General features: G+C 39.4%; 17 protein-coding genes. 4 read left to right on the top strand and 13 right to left on the bottom strand.

What is annotated here, in order from left to right:
* Positions 1 to 179 precede the first annotated feature (179 nt).
* Entirely contained in the window at positions 180 to 2,432 is a 2,253-nt protein-coding gene (locus ACW2QC_RS14280) for a bifunctional 2',3'-cyclic-nucleotide 2'-phosphodiesterase/3'-nucleotidase (RefSeq protein ID WP_457544641.1), read from the top strand.
* 162 nt (positions 2,433 to 2,594) lie between these two features.
* Here the strand turns inward: ACW2QC_RS14280 and ACW2QC_RS14285 are convergent, their stop codons facing one another.
* Together ACW2QC_RS14285 and ACW2QC_RS14290 are read right to left on the bottom strand one after the other, a co-directional pair.
* Complete coding sequence (locus ACW2QC_RS14285; protein WP_457544688.1) at positions 2,595 to 3,446, bottom strand: DUF72 domain-containing protein; 852 nt, start codon at positions 3,444 to 3,446, stop codon at positions 2,595 to 2,597.
* Between the two features lie 95 nt (positions 3,447 to 3,541).
* Positions 3,542 to 3,916 (bottom strand): VOC family protein, encoded by a 375-nt coding sequence (locus ACW2QC_RS14290; protein WP_457544642.1) that lies wholly within the window; start codon positions 3,914 to 3,916, stop codon positions 3,542 to 3,544.
* Between the two features lie 192 nt (positions 3,917 to 4,108).
* On the opposite strand from ACW2QC_RS14290, the gene ACW2QC_RS14295 reads away from it, so the two are divergent.
* Positions 4,109 to 4,921: a YihY/virulence factor BrkB family protein gene (locus ACW2QC_RS14295; RefSeq protein ID WP_457544643.1), complete on the top strand. Its 813-nt coding sequence runs from the start codon at positions 4,109 to 4,111 to the stop codon at positions 4,919 to 4,921.
* A gap of 47 nt (positions 4,922 to 4,968) precedes the next feature.
* On the opposite strand, the gene ACW2QC_RS14300 is transcribed toward ACW2QC_RS14295, so the two are convergent.
* From ACW2QC_RS14300 to ACW2QC_RS14340, 9 genes are all read right to left on the bottom strand, one after another.
* Entirely contained in the window at positions 4,969 to 5,655 is a 687-nt protein-coding gene (locus ACW2QC_RS14300) for an RluA family pseudouridine synthase (protein ID WP_457544644.1), read from the bottom strand.
* Between the two features lie 35 nt (positions 5,656 to 5,690).
* Positions 5,691 to 5,786: a putative holin-like toxin gene (locus ACW2QC_RS14305; RefSeq protein ID WP_457544645.1), complete on the bottom strand. Its 96-nt coding sequence runs from the start codon at positions 5,784 to 5,786 to the stop codon at positions 5,691 to 5,693.
* Between the two features lie 189 nt (positions 5,787 to 5,975).
* Positions 5,976 to 7,130 carry an MFS transporter gene (locus tag ACW2QC_RS14310; protein ID WP_457544646.1) on the bottom strand — a complete coding sequence of 385 codons (1,155 nt, stop codon included), beginning with the start codon at positions 7,128 to 7,130 and terminating at the stop codon, positions 5,976 to 5,978.
* A 402-nt stretch (positions 7,131 to 7,532) separates the two neighbouring features.
* Entirely contained in the window at positions 7,533 to 7,742 is a 210-nt protein-coding gene (copZ, locus tag ACW2QC_RS14315; RefSeq protein ID WP_457544647.1) for a copper chaperone CopZ, read from the bottom strand.
* A gap of 30 nt (positions 7,743 to 7,772) precedes the next feature.
* Positions 7,773 to 10,157: a heavy metal translocating P-type ATPase gene (locus tag ACW2QC_RS14320; RefSeq protein WP_457544648.1), complete on the bottom strand. Its 2,385-nt coding sequence runs from the start codon at positions 10,155 to 10,157 to the stop codon at positions 7,773 to 7,775.
* A gap of 13 nt (positions 10,158 to 10,170) precedes the next feature.
* On the bottom strand, positions 10,171 to 10,473 hold the full coding sequence (locus ACW2QC_RS14325; protein ID WP_457544649.1) for a metal-sensing transcriptional repressor: 303 nt from the start codon (positions 10,471 to 10,473) through the stop codon (positions 10,171 to 10,173).
* Positions 10,474 to 10,708: 235 nt separating this feature from the next.
* Positions 10,709 to 11,284, bottom strand: a complete 576-nt coding sequence (locus tag ACW2QC_RS14330; RefSeq protein WP_457544650.1) for a hypothetical protein — start codon at positions 11,282 to 11,284, stop codon at positions 10,709 to 10,711.
* A 44-nt stretch (positions 11,285 to 11,328) separates the two neighbouring features.
* Entirely contained in the window at positions 11,329 to 11,913 is a 585-nt protein-coding gene (locus ACW2QC_RS14335) for a hypothetical protein (protein ID WP_457544651.1), read from the bottom strand.
* Positions 11,914 to 11,935: 22 nt separating this feature from the next.
* Entirely contained in the window at positions 11,936 to 12,310 is a 375-nt protein-coding gene (locus ACW2QC_RS14340; protein ID WP_457544652.1) for a hypothetical protein, read from the bottom strand.
* A 315-nt stretch (positions 12,311 to 12,625) separates the two neighbouring features.
* Between ACW2QC_RS14340 and ACW2QC_RS14345 the strand changes: the two genes are divergently transcribed.
* A complete protein-coding gene (locus ACW2QC_RS14345; protein WP_457544653.1) occupies positions 12,626 to 12,904 on the top strand; it encodes a YrhK family protein in 279 nt (92 codons plus the stop codon).
* 414 nt (positions 12,905 to 13,318) lie between these two features.
* Positions 13,319 to 15,376 carry a catalase gene (locus ACW2QC_RS14350; protein ID WP_457544654.1) on the top strand — a complete coding sequence of 686 codons (2,058 nt, stop codon included), beginning with the start codon at positions 13,319 to 13,321 and terminating at the stop codon, positions 15,374 to 15,376.
* 518 nt (positions 15,377 to 15,894) lie between these two features.
* Here ACW2QC_RS14350 and ACW2QC_RS14355 read toward each other — a convergent pair.
* Positions 15,895 to 16,032 carry a hypothetical protein gene (locus tag ACW2QC_RS14355; RefSeq protein ID WP_457544655.1) on the bottom strand — a complete coding sequence of 46 codons (138 nt, stop codon included), beginning with the start codon at positions 16,030 to 16,032 and terminating at the stop codon, positions 15,895 to 15,897.
* On the bottom strand, positions 16,029 to 16,154 hold the full coding sequence (locus tag ACW2QC_RS14360) for a hypothetical protein (protein WP_457544656.1): 126 nt from the start codon (positions 16,152 to 16,154) through the stop codon (positions 16,029 to 16,031). Before ACW2QC_RS14360 ends, ACW2QC_RS14355 begins: the two co-directional genes overlap by 4 nt.
* Positions 16,155 to 16,355 lie beyond the last annotated feature (201 nt).

Consider the following 16,355-nt stretch of genomic DNA (forward strand, 5'->3'; position numbering starts at 1 on the left):
CGACTTTTCCACTTTATTATATCATAATTGATAGAATATTTTATCTCCTAAGTAAAATTGTTCCCTCTACCAATTAAATTAGCAATTAATTCATTTCACCCATAACCATTGCCCTATTTCAAAATGATTAGTCATCCTTTAATCTAGTAATTGACCAAAAATTTGAAAGGGGTTTCACAATGAAGAAGATTAGGCGAACAGGAAAAATTGCACTCATGCTTTTTGCAACACTGCTTATAACTATACCGCTTAGTAACAACTCTGCAAATGCAGAAACGGCTGGAGAAAGCACTGTCAACTTAAGACTTATGGAAACGACGGATATACATGTCCATCTTGCAAATTACGACTATTATCAAGATACGGAAACAAATGAATTTGGGCTAGCGATGACAGCAACGCTAATCAAGCAAGCCCGAAGCGAAGTTAACAATAGCATGCTATTTGATAACGGTGACCTAATCCAAGGTAACCCACTTGGGGATTACATCGCCCAAAAAGGTCTTGAAGAAGGAGAAGTACATCCCGTCTATAAGGCGATGAATCTATTAGACTATGACACGGGAAATATTGGTAACCACGAATTCAACTATGGTATCGATTATTTAAAGGAAGCAATTGACGATGCTAATTTCCCATATATCAATGCAAATGTCTATTATGATGACGGTGATGACGATCCAACAAATGATCAACCGTTTTTTGAACCATATATGATTCTACCTAAACAAGTAGTAGACTCAAACGGCAATACTCAAACAATTAATGTTGGAGTCATAGGCTTTGTTCCACCACAAATCATGCAATGGGACAAAACGAACCTAGAAGGAAAAGTAATTACCAAGGATATCTATGAAACAGCTCAAAAGTATGTTCCAGAAATGAAGGAACAAGGTGCTGATATTATTGTTGCAGTTCCGCATTCTGGACTGGGGTCTGTTGAATTAAAGGAACGCGAAGAAAATGCCACTTACAATTTAACAGAAGTTGAAGGCATTGATGCAATCATGTTTGGCCATGCCCACGAAGTCTTTCCAGGTAAAACATTTGCGGGAATCCCTGGTGTTGACTTAGAAAAGGGAACGATCAATGGTGTACCTTCCGTTGAAGCAGGATTCTGGGGTAACCACTTAGGAATCATTGATCTGAAACTCCAAAAGAATGGAGACAATTGGGATGTCATCGATTCCGGCGCCGAAGTACAATCAATTTATGATGACAGTACCGGTGAAGCACTTGTTGAACCGGATCAGGAAATTCTCGACGCCGTTTCCGAAGATCACCAGGCAACACTTGATTATATTCGATCCCAAGTTGGTGAAACAACTGCACCAATTTATAGTTACTTTGCACTTGTCAAAGATGATCCATCAGTTCAAATTGTTTCAAACGCACAAAAATGGTATACAGAAAAGGCTGTCCAGGATACCGAATATGAAGATTTACCAATTTTATCTGCAGCCGCACCATTTAAAGCTGGTGGCAGAAGTGGAGCCAGCTATTATACGTATATTCCAGAAGGTCCGATTGCCATTAAAAATGTATCTGATCTTTACGTGTATCCAAATACCTTGAAAGTCGTAAAATTAACTGGAAAGCAAATTCACGAATGGTTAGAAATGGCTGCAGGACAATTTAGCCAAATTGACCCGAACGCTTCGGAAGAGCAGTCCTTAATTAACAATGACTTTCCGACATATAACTTTGATGTGATCGATGGTATCACATATGAAATTGATGTTACGGAACCAACCCGCTATAACCAGGATGGTGAGTTAATCAATCCGAATACCCATCGCATCGTGAATTTACAATACAACGGTAAGAACGTTCAAGACGAGCAGGAATTTCTTGTAGCAACAAATAACTACCGTGCCGGTGGAGGAGGTAACTTCCCGAATTTAGACGGTAGCCAGATTGTCCTTTCTCCACAAGCGGAAAACAGGCAAGTAGTAATTGATTATATTCAAGAAAATGGCACAATTGATCCATCTGCAGACGACAACTGGTCATTTGCATCGATTGACAGTAATCCAAAGCTCACATTCCAATCTTCATCGGATGCACAGCAATTCATCCAGCAAGACGGAAATATCACATATCTCGGTGAGGGGACAGACGGCTTTGCCAAATATGCGATTGATCTAACGTCAGATGTGGAAGAAGAACCAGTAACACTATCATCAGTTAAACAAACTATTACCGCATACAAACAATCTGGTGATATTGATCATCCACTGGCCCAAAAACTTGTCAACAAGGTAAAACAAGCCGAACATCAATTAAATAAAGGCCATCATCATCAGGCTGTTAAGAAGATGGAAGGATTCTTGAAACATTTGAACAACAAAGCGATGGGTAAATTCATTAACGCAGAAGCGAGAGAAAATTTAAATAATACTGTTCAAGATTTACTTAATAGCTGGAAATAAACGTGAGAGCTCCATTTATTTAAATCCCCTGTGGTAAACATTACTCCACAGGGGATTTTTTCTTAACTTCATATACAAAAAGGAGATATATCCGATAAAAATTTTTTCACGCCAAAAGAATTTATTGAGGATTGCTTAACATTTCGTACAAGTCTTCTCTTTTCAAAATAAATCCAACTGCCTTGGTGAAAGTCCTTCATATTCAATGCCAAGCATTTTTTGAAACTCTTTTGCATTGCCGGCTGCATCCCCACCTGAATTATTGTTGAATAAAACGATAATATCCTTCGTATCCTTTGTCAGCTTCATGATTCTGTTTTTCCATTCCAAAAGCTCATTACGATTATATTTGTATAAATAGCGAACTTCTCGCCAGTTCGTGGCAGCTCCGTTCGGTTTATTCCATCCATGCAGGTTTCTACCATGCATCCGTACTAATGTCACGTTTTCACTTGTTGTCACAGGAACAATAGGGATAGATCCATCTCCTGCTTGTGGCTCATCAACAATGGAGTGAATCCAGCCCTCTTGCTTCATAAAAGAAAGCGTATTGGCACGATACTTATCACTAAACCAAGTTTGATTTCTAAATTCAAGCGCAACCGGAATATCTCCCATCATTTGCTTGCAAAACCGTAAATAATCCACATTCTCTTTCTTGCAGTCAAACCATGGCGGGAATTGAAATAGCACCATTGCCAGCTTGTTTGCATCCTGGTATGGCTTTAAAGATTCCTTGAAGGCCTGAAACATCTCTTCTCTTGTTTCAAAAGGTAACTCTTGACGCTGGTGTCCTGTCATTCCTTGATAAGCCTTCACAACAAAGCGGAAATTTTCCGGTGTTTCCTTCACCCACTTTAAAGCATTTTTGGTAGGCTGTACCGCATAGAAGGACGCATCGACTTCCACAACTGGAAAATGACTGCTATATTCAGGTAGTTTATCTTTTGCTTTCATGTGAGCAGGATATAGGGAATGATGGTCTCCCCATCCCGTTAAACCTATATAGATCATCATGTTCCCTCCTACTAATATTTTAGCATAGAATTAAAAGTGGAAGTCATATGACGATTTACAATTATTAAGAGCAAACATTTCTAATACCTCTTTTATCCTGTACAGATCATCACAACATTTTGATCAGGATCACGAATGGTAAAAAAAGCAAAATCATCAAAATGGACAATTTCTGATTCAATTTGGTATCCAAGCCTATTCACGTATTCATACGATTTTTGAATATCATCGGTATGGAAATTAAACAATGGATAGTTGGAGGATTGATCTTGCTTTAAAACCCCCTCTGGACCCCCATCCAACGTTAATCCTGTATGATGATTAATCTGCAAATTGTATACCGGTTTGGATACGTTTGATAAGTCAAACTCCTGACCAAGTAATTGAGAGTACCATTTAACTGAACTTGCTAAATCACTTACATGCACAAAGATAGTGTTAATTTGATTTTTAATCGGACTTGTCAAGCGATCACTCCTTCAGACTTTTATAATGCGTATATATTATACTTATACTTCGCTATAACCATATAGAAATCCTTTTAATCATACTCGCTTTCTTTCCACTTTTTCATAAAATGGATAAAATAATGTATTTCATCATAGTATTAAACTAATTGGACATGCATCAGCTAGAGTGAGGGAAGGGAGGTTTTACCTGTGAATTTAATAACAGCCACCAAACAAATCCTCATTCGATTTTTTGCGGAGCGGTTTTATGACCAATCGGCGCAAATGGCTTATTACCTTATGCTATCATTGTTTCCTTTTCTAATTTTTCTCTTTTCACTTATTGGCTTTCTGCAGGTAAATCCTGAGAATATTCTTGTCATGATTGAACCATTTGCTCCTCACGATACGTACATTGTTGTCCGTAATACATTGGAAACCATATTGAATAAAGGACGAGGTGAATTGTTGTCCTTTAGTCTTATAGCGGCTTTTTGGCTGGCATCAATGACCATCCAATCCCTTGTCCGCTCATTAAACAAAGCTTATCAAATCAGACGAAAACAATCGTTCTTTTTGCAGGGGATTATAAGTGATTTACTGCTTACTTTGGGATTTATGATTATACTGTCCTTTTCTTTGCTTGTCCCAATTATCGAGGATTTCGTTCGTACATACGTTCTAACCAGAGTCACCGTAGACGAATTATGGTACCGCTTATGGTTTTTAACGAGATGGGGACTTGGCACATTGTTCTTGTACCTTTTCTTTTCCATTTTGTACAAGGTCGTTCCCAGTATTAGGATACCATGGAGAAGTGTCTTTCCAGGGGCACTTTTTGCAACGATTGGCTGGCAAGTTGTATCAATTGGCTTTTCAAGGTTTGCTGGAATTGGTAATTACGCTGAATTTTATGGACAGCTTGGAAGTATCATTGCTTTAATGGTCTGGTTTTATCTCACAGCAGTTGTTCTCCTAATCGGTGGAATGATTAATGCAAACCTATATAAAAAACGGCCATGATATAAAAAAATAACAGAGCAATTGACTGCCCTGTTACTTTTCTGCTATTAACCTTTACAGTAATTCAGCCAGTGATTCCATGGGTACTCTTTCGGCGGGAAGGACTTAACTGTAATCACTTCATCTTTCGTAGGATGTTTGAATTGCAATTCATGTGCCCATAATGCGATCTGCTGGCCAGGTTTATTTACCTGCTGGCCATACTTTTGGTCACCATAGATTGGAATTTCTGATTCGGAAAGTTGAACACGTATTTGATGAGGACGGCCAGTATGAAGCTTCACCGATAGTAAGCTCAAGTTTTTCATTCGATTAATTGTCTCATAGTTTAATAATGCCTTTTTCGCCTTCTCATGACTAGCAGGCACAGTATGTACAATGTTTTTACGTTTATCTTTGAACAGATAATGTTCCAATTTTGCATGCGCTTTGGCGGGGGCCCCTCTAACAACCGCCAAATACTTCCGTTCAAGCGCATTTCTGCGAATCACATCAGACAACCTTGAAGCAGCTTTGGACGTTTTTGCAAACACCATTGCACCACCAACCGGCCGATCGAGACGATTAACAAGCCCCAAAAACACATTGCCCGGTTTCTGATAACGAACTTTCAAATCATGCTTTAACAATGTCAAAAGATCGTTATCTTTGGATTTGTCCTCCTGAACGGGTATATTGACTGGCTTTTCAACCACTAGTAAATGATTGTCTTCATAAAGAATGGGTATATCCATAGAATGTTTTCAGTCTCCTTGAATACTTGTCAAGCTTAGATAGGGTGGTTATTTTTATTTGCAAAAATCAGTAATACAGTGATTAAACTCCCAAAACTGATTATCAGAATCATTGACTGGTAAACTGTCATTTCACTCACCAAAAAAGGAGTGAGCCACCGCTATAAAAAGCCTTATTATATTGTATCACGAGCCTAGTCTAAAAAGCATTACGTTTGGTTTTTTCTAATAAGAAATGCTCACCTGAACTGAATTTCCCCCATGATTATCCAATCCCATCATGAACCTATAATATTTTCAACCCCATCTAGTCTCATCACCTATCTACGCATATACCGAATATAATTCCAGATTGCCGCCAATAACGCAATAAGGCCACAAACAATAGGCAGTAAGGAAAAAGACCATCTATGAAGTACAAAGCTCCCGGCAATGGAACCTAGTGTAATACCCACATACATTGCTGTTTGATTCCAGGCCATTGCTATTCCAAGCCGCTTAGGAAATCGATTTGCCAGATGAGCTTGATATGCAGAAAATGCAACATATCCAGCAAATGGCCACATTGCTAGAAGAGGCCACATCCAGAATTCGGTTGAAAAGTATACTCCAAATAGGACTAACAAAATCGCTAGTGCTAGTAAACTTATAGTTGATATGATGCTTGCTTCCCATGCATCCGCAATTCTACCGCCTGACAAACTTCCGGCAATCGCCCCAATTCCGTAAACAACGAGGGCAATAGCAACAAAGACAGGAGAAAGCCCCTGAACCGTTTCAAACCCTGTTCCAATGTATGTATACACACCGTATACAGCTCCGGCCCAAAACATTGTAACCGTAACATCCAGCAAAATGTCGCTAAATTTTCCTTTTTCTTTTACGGTACGATCAGCCTCCCGCCGTGGTTGATCAGACCATACTCGCCCATTCAACAAAGCTAAACAAATAGCTATAAAGGCTAATGCAAAAAAGATGAAACGCCAACCAAGAAATTGGCTTCCTATTGTTCCAATTGGTGTACCAGACCATAATGCAGTCAAAAATCCTGATGTTGCAATTGATAACCATCTGCCTCGTTTCCCCTCAGGAGCCGAATCGCCTGTTACTGCAAAGACAGATGAACTAACCATGGAAGCGGAAAGTCCTGCCAAGATTCGACTTGCCAATAACAACAAAAATGACGAAGCTATACCTGTAAATAAATTGGCAACCGTAAAGCCAATTAGTCCAGTTACAATCATTCTGCGTCTGCCCCACTTATCGGATAACGAACCAAACCATGGGGCACTAACAGCATACATCAATGAAAAAGCTGTTACCATCCAACCGGCCTTTGATGAATTAATTTGAAATTCATTTGCGATTGAAGGAAGCAACGGGGAGATGACAAATAAATCAGTTCCCACCATAAATAGCGTAATCCATCCTGTTGCCAGCTGAATACGTTGAAGCCAATATTTACTTATTACCATAATCTAACACCTTCTAACAAACATATCTTTCAATAAATTCCTAACGTCATACATTATGATTTGCCAGGGCAAGTATATCACCTAAGAAGATGAAGCCAATATTTTAGCACTATAATTGATAGAGATATACATCATGGGATTTTTGGCCAGTTACAAGCTAGCTCCTCCTTCTTAGTTAGTAAATTAAGCGAGGTTTTAAATAGCATGGAAAGATACTCGATTTATGATATGAATTACTTTGCCGCGGGGGTTGATGGATTGGGGATATTCTGATTTAAATAAGACAGCAAGTAAAGGTGTTACTGTTTTAGTTTTCCTTTTTCTGTATGTTATTAAACTTTATGGTTTATACCTTTAACTTTCATTGGCTGATTCCCGGAAAGGAACCAGCCATTATTTAAATTAAGCTACAACATCGTAGCCTTGATCTTCTACAGCTTCTTGCATATCTTGAGTGGTGACCTTTGCATCGTCATACGTAACGTCTACCTTACCGGTGGCTAAATCTACCTCAACATTCGTTACGCCACCAAGTTCACCTAATGCTCCTTCAACGGATGATTTACAATGGCCACATGTCATACCTTTTACATTCAGTGTTAACTTTTGCATTCCATTTCACCCCCTTTCAAAGGATTTGTTTTATACTTTAACCCGCTTTAACCGAAGAGAGTTCGAAACAACACTTACAGAGCTGAATGCCATTGCCGCACCAGCTATCCATGGTGCTAATAAACCAATTGCCGCTATTGGGATTCCAGCACTATTATAGGCAAAAGCCCAGAATAGATTCTGACGGATATTTTTAATGGTAGCCTTACTTAATTTGATTGCCTTAGGTATAAGCAACAATTCTCCACCAAGGACGGTGACATCTGCCGCTTCAATCGCTACCTCTGTCCCCGTTCCGATGGCAATACCAATATCAGCAATTGCAAGTGCAGGCGCATCATTCACACCATCCCCAACCATCGCAACTTTCTTATCCTGTGCTTGTACTTCTTTTACCTTGTTCGCTTTTTCTTCCGGAAGCACCTGGGCAATAACACGATCAATTCCGACTTGTTTGGCAATGGCTTGTGCTGTTCGTTCATTATCCCCAGTTAGCATGATAACTTCTAATCCCTGGTCCTTCAGTTTGCCTATTGCCTCCACCGCTGTCTCTTTAATTGTATCAGCAACAGCAACGATTCCACGATATTCGCCATTGACTGCAATTAACATAGCCGTTTTTCCATTTGTTTCATAGGTCATTAACGCTTGCTCTGCGTGGCGGACATCAATATTATGTTCCGTCATCAATTTTCTCGTACCTACAAATACTTCATTGCTAGAAATCACTGCACGAATACCACGACCGGGTATTGCTTCAAAATCATCGGTATCGACGAGTGTCAGATTTTTTTCCGTTGCATAGGCGACAATTGCTTCAGCAAGCGGATGTTCTGATCCTTTTTCTGCACTAGCCAATAATTGTAGTGTTTCCGCATCACCAGTAAAGTCCGTTACTTCTGGTTTCCCTTTGGTGATAGTACCAGTTTTATCAAAAATAATCGCATTTAGTTGGTGTGTACGTTCTAAGTGTTCGCCACCTTTAAAAAGAATTCCGTTTTCAGCAGCTTTACCTGTTCCAACCATAATCGAAGTCGGAGTAGCCAAACCTAACGCACACGGACATGCGATCACGAGAACAGCAATTGCTGCGACTAAAGCAGATTCGAAATCACCAGGTTGTACAAACGCGATCCAAACAATAAATGTTAAGACTGCAATGCCTACAACAATCGGGACAAAATATCCAGATATAACATCAGCCAAACGCTGGATCGGAGCTTTTGAACCTTGGGCATCTTCTACAGCTTTAACAATCGACGCAAGTGCGGTATCCTTACCCACCTTTGTCGCCTCTATTTCAATTGTACCGTTTTTATTCATCGTTGAACCAACAACACTAGCATCAACGTCTTTTTCAATCGGGATGGATTCTCCCGTAAGCATCGACTCGTCTACGGAAGTTCTTCCTTTGACAATAATACCATCTACCGGTATTTTTTCACCAGGTTTGACAATCATGTGATCACCGACCGTCACTTCTTCAACTGGAATCATCACCTCTTCACCATTTCGAATGACACGTGCCTGCTTTGCCTGTAGATTTAACAATTTAGAAATAGCAACTGTTGTTTTGCTTTTTGCGCTCGTTTCCAAATATTTTCCGAATAAAATAAGCGTAATTAAAATAGCACTCGTCTCGAAATAAAGATGTGGCATATAGCTCGGATTGCCAATTGTTTTTAATGCTTCATACAAACTATAAAAATAGGCCGCACTTGTTCCAAGAGCGACTAATACATCCATATTGGCGCCACCGTTACGCAGGTTTTTATAGGCACCAACGTAAAACTGCCACCCAATGATGAATTGTACTGGTGTTGCCAGAGCAAATTGGAACCACGGATTCATAAAAATGTCTGGTATGTTTACACCAAATAAATGTACAAGCATCGTTATTAGTAATGGTGCCGCTAATACAGCGGAGATGATTAGCTTCCATCTCATCCTATTTAACTGCTGTTCTTTTTGAGATTGTTTCTCTTGTTTATCCGCTTTCGCCTTGGCATCATAACCTAGCTTTTTAATTCTGCCAATAATAGCATCTTCGTTCATTAGGTTAGCATTGTACTCTACTGTTGCGCTTTCCGTTGTTAAATTTACAGTTGCATGCTTAACCCCTTCTTGCTTATTAAGTACTTTTTCGATTCGGGAAGAACAAGCTGCACAGGTCATCCCTATCACATCTAACTCGGCTTTTTCCGTCTGAACGCCGTAGCCGATTTTCTCAATCCTATCAGTTATATCGTTAAGAGAAGTTGCCTGCGGATCATAGTCAACACTTGCTTTTTCCGTTGTTAAGTTGACTTGTGCCTGAACCCCGTCCATTTTATTTAAAACCTTTTCAATTCGATTTGAGCAGGCTGCACAGGTCATTCCTGTCACACCAACTGTTGCGTGCTGTTGTTCACTCATAGCCGTCCCCTCCTCACTTGGAAAAATGTTTCATTATATCCATTAGTTCATCAATTGCAGCATCACCTTCACCTGATTTTACGGCGTGAGTAACACAATGTTTCGCATGTCGCTCCGCTACAGAAAATCCGACCTTTTTTAATGCTGCATTAATGGCACTGATTTGTACTAAAATATCAACACAGTAACGGTCTTCTTCAACCATTTTCTGAATACCCCGTACTTGGCCCTCTATTCGTTTCAGCCGGTTTACGACTGCCTGTTTTTCATCATTCGTTCGTGGTGTAATTGGATGATCATGAAGGAACTCGCCCATGTTCGTCACTTCCCTTTATTATTTTATAATAATACTATACCCCCCTAATGTATTGTAGTCAACTAAGAGGCTTTTGTGATTTCCAGTGTTGTCATTCAAATACAATGAAAAGTTAGCGGAAGAATGTAAAGCGGGACATGGGGTCAGGTTTCTTGTCCCTGTCTCCATGCCCCTATGAATATCTCTATTCCTAACTGGGACACTTTTTTTCCTGTCCCATGCCCCATAAAAGTGATTATTCCGCTCTTTCAATCACCGCTTGATGTTCATTTAAAATATCGTTCAGCTTCTCCTTCATTTCATCTGTAGTAACAATACAGTTGATGAAACGAAATTTGCCCTTAATTCTCAACTCATATTTATCATTGATCTCTTTTGAGAAACCATAATATTTATGATTAAAGTCAATTCTTACAAATTCAAATGATTTAATTTTATTCCAGGCTATAAAGCGGGCTCCACAAATTATGCCATCATCCGCTACGGCAAATAAATCGAGAAAATTATATGTATAGAACAAAGGGAGAAGAATCAATGGATATAATGACAACTCGGATTCCATTAAAAACCTTCCGATGAAGAACATAATCAATACAAATAGAAGTATGAAGGAATACATAATGATCCCTGCTTTTTGTTCGGTATATGTCGGAAATTTCACCGGTTTTTGTTGGTAAATTCGAATGGCCGCAATTTCCTCGTCTTTAATCGGAAAAATAACATTCTGCTTTATTTTCATCAATACCTGAATAAATCTATAACCAGCGTAACCGAAGGCAATTAAAAATAGGATATCCATAAGTATGTTCATCTAAATCACTCCTTTCTCAAACAAACTACGGGAGCTTTAATCTCTTATATTTCCGGGATTGTTGTAAGTATATACAAAATAATAATAGCTATCATTACGAATGCGAACGCAATACCTACAACTACAGCTAAAAGGTTTGATTTCCATGTATAGCCTTTAAAATCTGATTCCGAAATAGCGTCATCGACTTTCCTAAAGTGTAGCAGCAAACTGATATTTACCAATCCAATAGTGATCAAGGTTATTATCAGCATCAAAATAAAATCTATTTGAAAAACATAATCTGTCGAATCATGATTCAAATAATATTGCAAAAACATAAAACCACTCAATATTAAATTCCAAATATAACTCATTTTCCGCTGTTTATTCCATTCTCTCCCCATCTTTTGTTTCTCATAATTTGCTACCTGTTCAAAAACAGGAATAAATGATTTCGTTGAGTTACCCTTTATAAGGCCTAAAACAGCTTGAATCAATATCAAGACTCCAAGAACGAAGAAAAATACTGAAAATGTAACACCAAAAACACGGACCATAACGAAAAATAGTATTAATAATGCAAGTATGAGGCTATTTGTTACAGTAATTTGTTTCCCTCTTAATTTCTTTAATTCGATCGATTTCACATTATCTCCCCCACTTTACCGTTTATTTCCTTCTTAGAATCGCAGGTCCGATAAATAGACAGATGAAGAATGTTGCTAAAACATAATAAATCAAATATCTTACCTCAATGAATTGTTGATCTAGTATTTTATCACACACAACCAAATAGATTAGCAACAGAAAGAAGGATAAACCCATTGTTGAAAGCATAAATTTCCTGATTTTATTAATAACCTTTTTATCAGTTTCAGCATCACCTGGTTTTTCCTTGCCATTTGTTCTCCATTCAGTAATGCTTATACCAATAAGAAGTCCGACTAATAATCCCCATTGCATTTTACCCACGATAAGACTTGTAACACCAACTCCGACAATTCCACCAATAAGTATACCAACATACCTATTTCGCATTTTCATTTAACATCTCCTTCAATTTTCACCCTCTTTACCAACCTAAAGTCAACATCATGGGTATAAACAGCTTATCTACTTCAAGGGTATAAAGTTTAATCCAGACTAAAAAGACCTGGAAAACGAATTATTAAACTCTTTACTATAACCAATTACACCAAACAATATTGCTATAATCAACAATGTATGATTATAAAAAGTCCAACAATTTAAGTTCTCCGGTGTTAACTGCATCTAAACAAAACTTTTTACATTAGCGCCATACCAATTTTGACGTTTTTAAATTATTTATGTTGGGAATAAGTATATGAGGTGACAATTATGAGTAACTTCAGAATACGCAACTACCCCAATTACATTGATGTAGATATTGGGCAACACGAAGTAATTATTAATGAACGCTATGAATTTTTTTATAACTTAAACGATGTCTTTATTGCATTGTTATTCCTGCTTGGAAGCATTCTGTTTCTTTGGAGTTCTACCGAAACATATGCTATTTGGATGTTTATCATTGGAAGTGCGCTGTTTTTAATTAGACCTTTGATTCAATTTACTAAAAGATTTCATTTAAAAAGGATTCAAAACTATAAAGAATAGTTTTGGATCCTTTTTCTTACTATTATGGTATTCCAAGCCCGGTATCTGCAAAAGGGGCTGTTTTGATTTCCGTCCTTTTTCTCTTACGCCGATGTTTGCATCGGCATGTTAATTGCATTTATCATTTCCGAGAAAAATAACCCCTCATGCACATTAGTCAGTCATTGAGGGATTACCTCTCTTGTGCCTAGCCCCTTTTGATGGGGTTTAGCTTTATCGTAACCACAAGCATGCCATTTCGACACTTTAGACCCAATTACCATAAATACTTCAACACTAGGTTTAAACATGCTTTTTCATATTATAATGAAGCCTCTCGCAACAAAATGTTCCATACAAATAGATGAATATTCATAGGATTAGTAACATACATTAAAGTTGGAGTTAAATAACTGATAAAGGTTAGGTGAATACATGGATGAGAAGTCATCAAGAAACCAAAAGCCTGTAAATAAAAATGCTAAACAGGAGCAACTGGATCAATATCGTAAAGTAAACACAGGAAAACCAATGACGACCAATCAAGGGAGAAAAATATCAGACGATCAAAACCAATTAAAGGCGGGTGTGCGCGGCCCGACATTGCACGAGGACCACCAATACTTTGAAAAAATGACACACTTTGTAAAAGAAGAGATACCGCAAAGAGTCGTACATCCAAGAGGTTACGGAGCGCATGGGGAGTTTGAATGTTATCAGTCCATGAGACATGTTACAAAAGCGGGATTTTTACAGGAAGCTGGAAAAAAGACCCCTGTATTTAACCGGTTTTCCACCGTACAAGGGAGAGCTGGATCAAAGGATACGGCAAGGGATATGCGTTGCTGGGGCGCCAAGTTTTATACAGAAGAAGGAAATTACGATCTGACAACGATTAATAATCCTGTGCTTATTAATCAAGACGCGATGAAGTTTCCGGATGCGATGCATGCGTATTTCAATAATATACGTGATGATATGCCAACAGCTACCGGTGCACACGACACGTTTTGGGATTATGTCGCCAACAATCCGGAATCGATCCATCAGACCCTATGGATTATGTCTGATCGGGGCGTTATAAAAAACTATCGAATGATGGCATCGTGGTCGATTAATACGTACCTGTTTGTCAATGAAGAAGAGAAAGCGACTTTTGTAAGGTTTGTTTGGAAACCTGTTCTTGGAGAACATGCTCTACTTATGGATGAGGCTCAGAAAATCGGTGGCATCGATCCGGACTACCACCGGCGAGATCTGCACGATGCCATTAACCGTGGGGCTTATCCGGAATATGAATTAGGTGTCCAGCTGATTGCGATGGAGGATGAATTCAAATACGACTTTGATCCTCTCGATCCTGCAAAGTTTTGGCCGGAAGAGGTTGTCCCTGTTCAGCTTATCGGCAGGTTGACATTGAATCGAAATGTGGATAATTACTTCGCGGAAACAGAGCAATCGGCCGTTAGCCCTGGAAATGTTGTTCCGGGCATTGATTTTTCCAATGATCCCGTCCTGCAAGGAAGATTAGCTGCTTATCTACCTGCACACTATCATCGTCTTGGTCCGAATTATCAGGAATTACCGATCAATAAACCGATATGTCCGTTTCATAATAATCAACGAAGAGGAGGTAATACCTTTTCAATCGATGTTGACAAGGTATGGTATCATGAAAATTCGCTAGCAAACAATACGCCGTACACAACACCTCCGGAACAAGGGGGATATAAACATTATCCAAAGAAAGTAGATGGACGCACAATTCGGGCCCGAAGTGACTCATTCAAAGATTACTTTTCACAGCCAAGAATCTTCTGGAATAGTATGACACCAGTTGAAAAGCAGCATTTGATTGAATCACTTAGCTATCAGCTCGGGAGATGTAAAAGCGAATCTGTTCGTCAGCAAGCTGTTAATCTGCTTGTCAACGTTGATAAGGAAATGGCATGTATCATTGCCGACAATGTTGGTGTAGACCACCCAAGCGGGACGAATGTTCCCGTTTCGACAAGTTACCCTTCTCTTAGCATATTTAGTGGACCGAGTTATGCGTATACACAAAAAGTAGGTGTACTAATTGGAAATGGTTTTAACGGGCAAGAGGTAACAAATGTGCTGAACTATCTACAGCAATGCGGAGTGTTTATAGATATTGTAAGTGAAACGCTTGGTACGGTTACAGGGGCGGATGGTACAACGATCGAAGTCGACTATACATTCCTCACAACTAGTCCGTACTTACTTGACTCACTTTTTGTTGTTGGAGGTAGCTCTAAGAATCAAGCTAAATTTAATCAGGACATTTTGTATTACACAAAAGTTGCATATAAACATTATAAGCCAATTGGTGTTGCTCCATCTGGACAGTCCTTTATTCAGCCATCAGAGGAAAATAATTTAAACGGTGTTGTCTTTGCCAAAAACAATCCTAACTTCGGCAAGGATTTTGTCTCCGCAATCGCTAAGCAGCGTTTTTGGGATAGAAAATAATAATACTTTAATCACTTTTAGGGGTTGTTCAAAAAGTCCGGTAAAAATGACACATCGAATTTCTTCGTTAGCGAAAAGGGAACTTCTACTAAGAACGCCCACGTCCTGTGGGCAACGTAGAAGTCAACACTTCCTGTGTAAGTCCGTTCCTCACGTATTAATAGCATACGTTCCGGTACTCAAAGCTACGCTGCCTCGAACTTCTCGGTCCTTTTTATCCTCCTTTTTGAACACGTACTTTTAGGGAAATAACTGGGGTTGTTTCCCTTATTTCATATACCTAAAACGGGAGGTATGTTAGATGAATGATACAAATTTTATAAAGCAAGGCTTATACTTACAAGATTTACCTGCCTGACACCCGGCATATTCATAACATCCTTTTAACGATCAACCAAGCTCATGAATAACAACACAAGTATAATTTTATTACCATTTTCTCTTTTTGCACAACTACCCCACAAAATAGTCGTTATTTACATGGGGTTGGGATTTGCCATATTAATTAATATTCACTTCTATGTTTCTGACCTCGGGACGATGTTTCTGCTCTCACGCCGATGTTTCTCTGCTCGCGCCGATGTTTCTCTGCTCGGGACGATGTTTCTGCTCTCGCGCCGATGTTTCTGCTCTCGCGCCGATGTTTTCGCTCTCACGCCGATGTTTCTCTGCTCGGGACGATGTTTCTGCTCTCACGCCGATGTTTCCCGCTCTCGCGCCGATGTTTCCCGCTCTCGCGCCGATGTTTCTCTGCTCGCGCCGATGTTTCTGCTCTCACGCCGATGTTTCTCTTCTCGCGCCGATGTTTTCGCTCTCGCGCCGATGTTTCTCTTCTCGCGCCGATGTTTCCCGCTCTCGCGCCGATGTTTCTCTGCTCGCGCCGATGTTTCCCGCTCTCGCGCCGATGTTTCTCTGCTCGCGCCGATGTTTCTGCTCTCGCGCCGATGTTTCTTGGTTAAATCATCGGGAGTTGGGCAGG

It is taken from the genome of Virgibacillus sp. FSP13 (genome assembly GCF_054048505.1).

Bases quoted from the DNA above. Each gene is read 5' to 3' on its own strand.
- ACW2QC_RS14280 (WP_457544641.1), top strand. From the start codon at position 180: ATGAAGAAGATTAGGCGAACAGGAAAAATTGCACTCATGCTTTTTGCA.
- ACW2QC_RS14285 (WP_457544688.1), bottom strand. From the start codon at position 3,446: ATGATCTATATAGGTTTAACGGGATGGGGAGACCATCATTCCCTATAT.
- ACW2QC_RS14300 (WP_457544644.1), bottom strand. From the start codon at position 5,655: ATGGATATACCCATTCTTTATGAAGACAATCATTTACTAGTGGTTGAA.
- ACW2QC_RS14305 (WP_457544645.1), bottom strand. From the start codon at position 5,786: ATGACAGTTTACCAGTCAATGATTCTGATAATCAGTTTTGGGAGTTTA.
- ACW2QC_RS14310 (WP_457544646.1), bottom strand. From the start codon at position 7,130: ATGGTAATAAGTAAATATTGGCTTCAACGTATTCAGCTGGCAACAGGA.
- copZ (WP_457544647.1), bottom strand. From the start codon at position 7,742: ATGCAAAAGTTAACACTGAATGTAAAAGGTATGACATGTGGCCATTGT.
- ACW2QC_RS14320 (WP_457544648.1), bottom strand. From the start codon at position 10,157: ATGAGTGAACAACAGCACGCAACAGTTGGTGTGACAGGAATGACCTGT.
- ACW2QC_RS14325 (WP_457544649.1), bottom strand. From the start codon at position 10,473: ATGGGCGAGTTCCTTCATGATCATCCAATTACACCACGAACGAATGAT.
- ACW2QC_RS14330 (WP_457544650.1), bottom strand. From the start codon at position 11,284: ATGAACATACTTATGGATATCCTATTTTTAATTGCCTTCGGTTACGCT.
- ACW2QC_RS14340 (WP_457544652.1), bottom strand. From the start codon at position 12,310: ATGAAAATGCGAAATAGGTATGTTGGTATACTTATTGGTGGAATTGTC.
- ACW2QC_RS14345 (WP_457544653.1), top strand. From the start codon at position 12,626: ATGAGTAACTTCAGAATACGCAACTACCCCAATTACATTGATGTAGAT.
- ACW2QC_RS14350 (WP_457544654.1), top strand. From the start codon at position 13,319: ATGGATGAGAAGTCATCAAGAAACCAAAAGCCTGTAAATAAAAATGCT.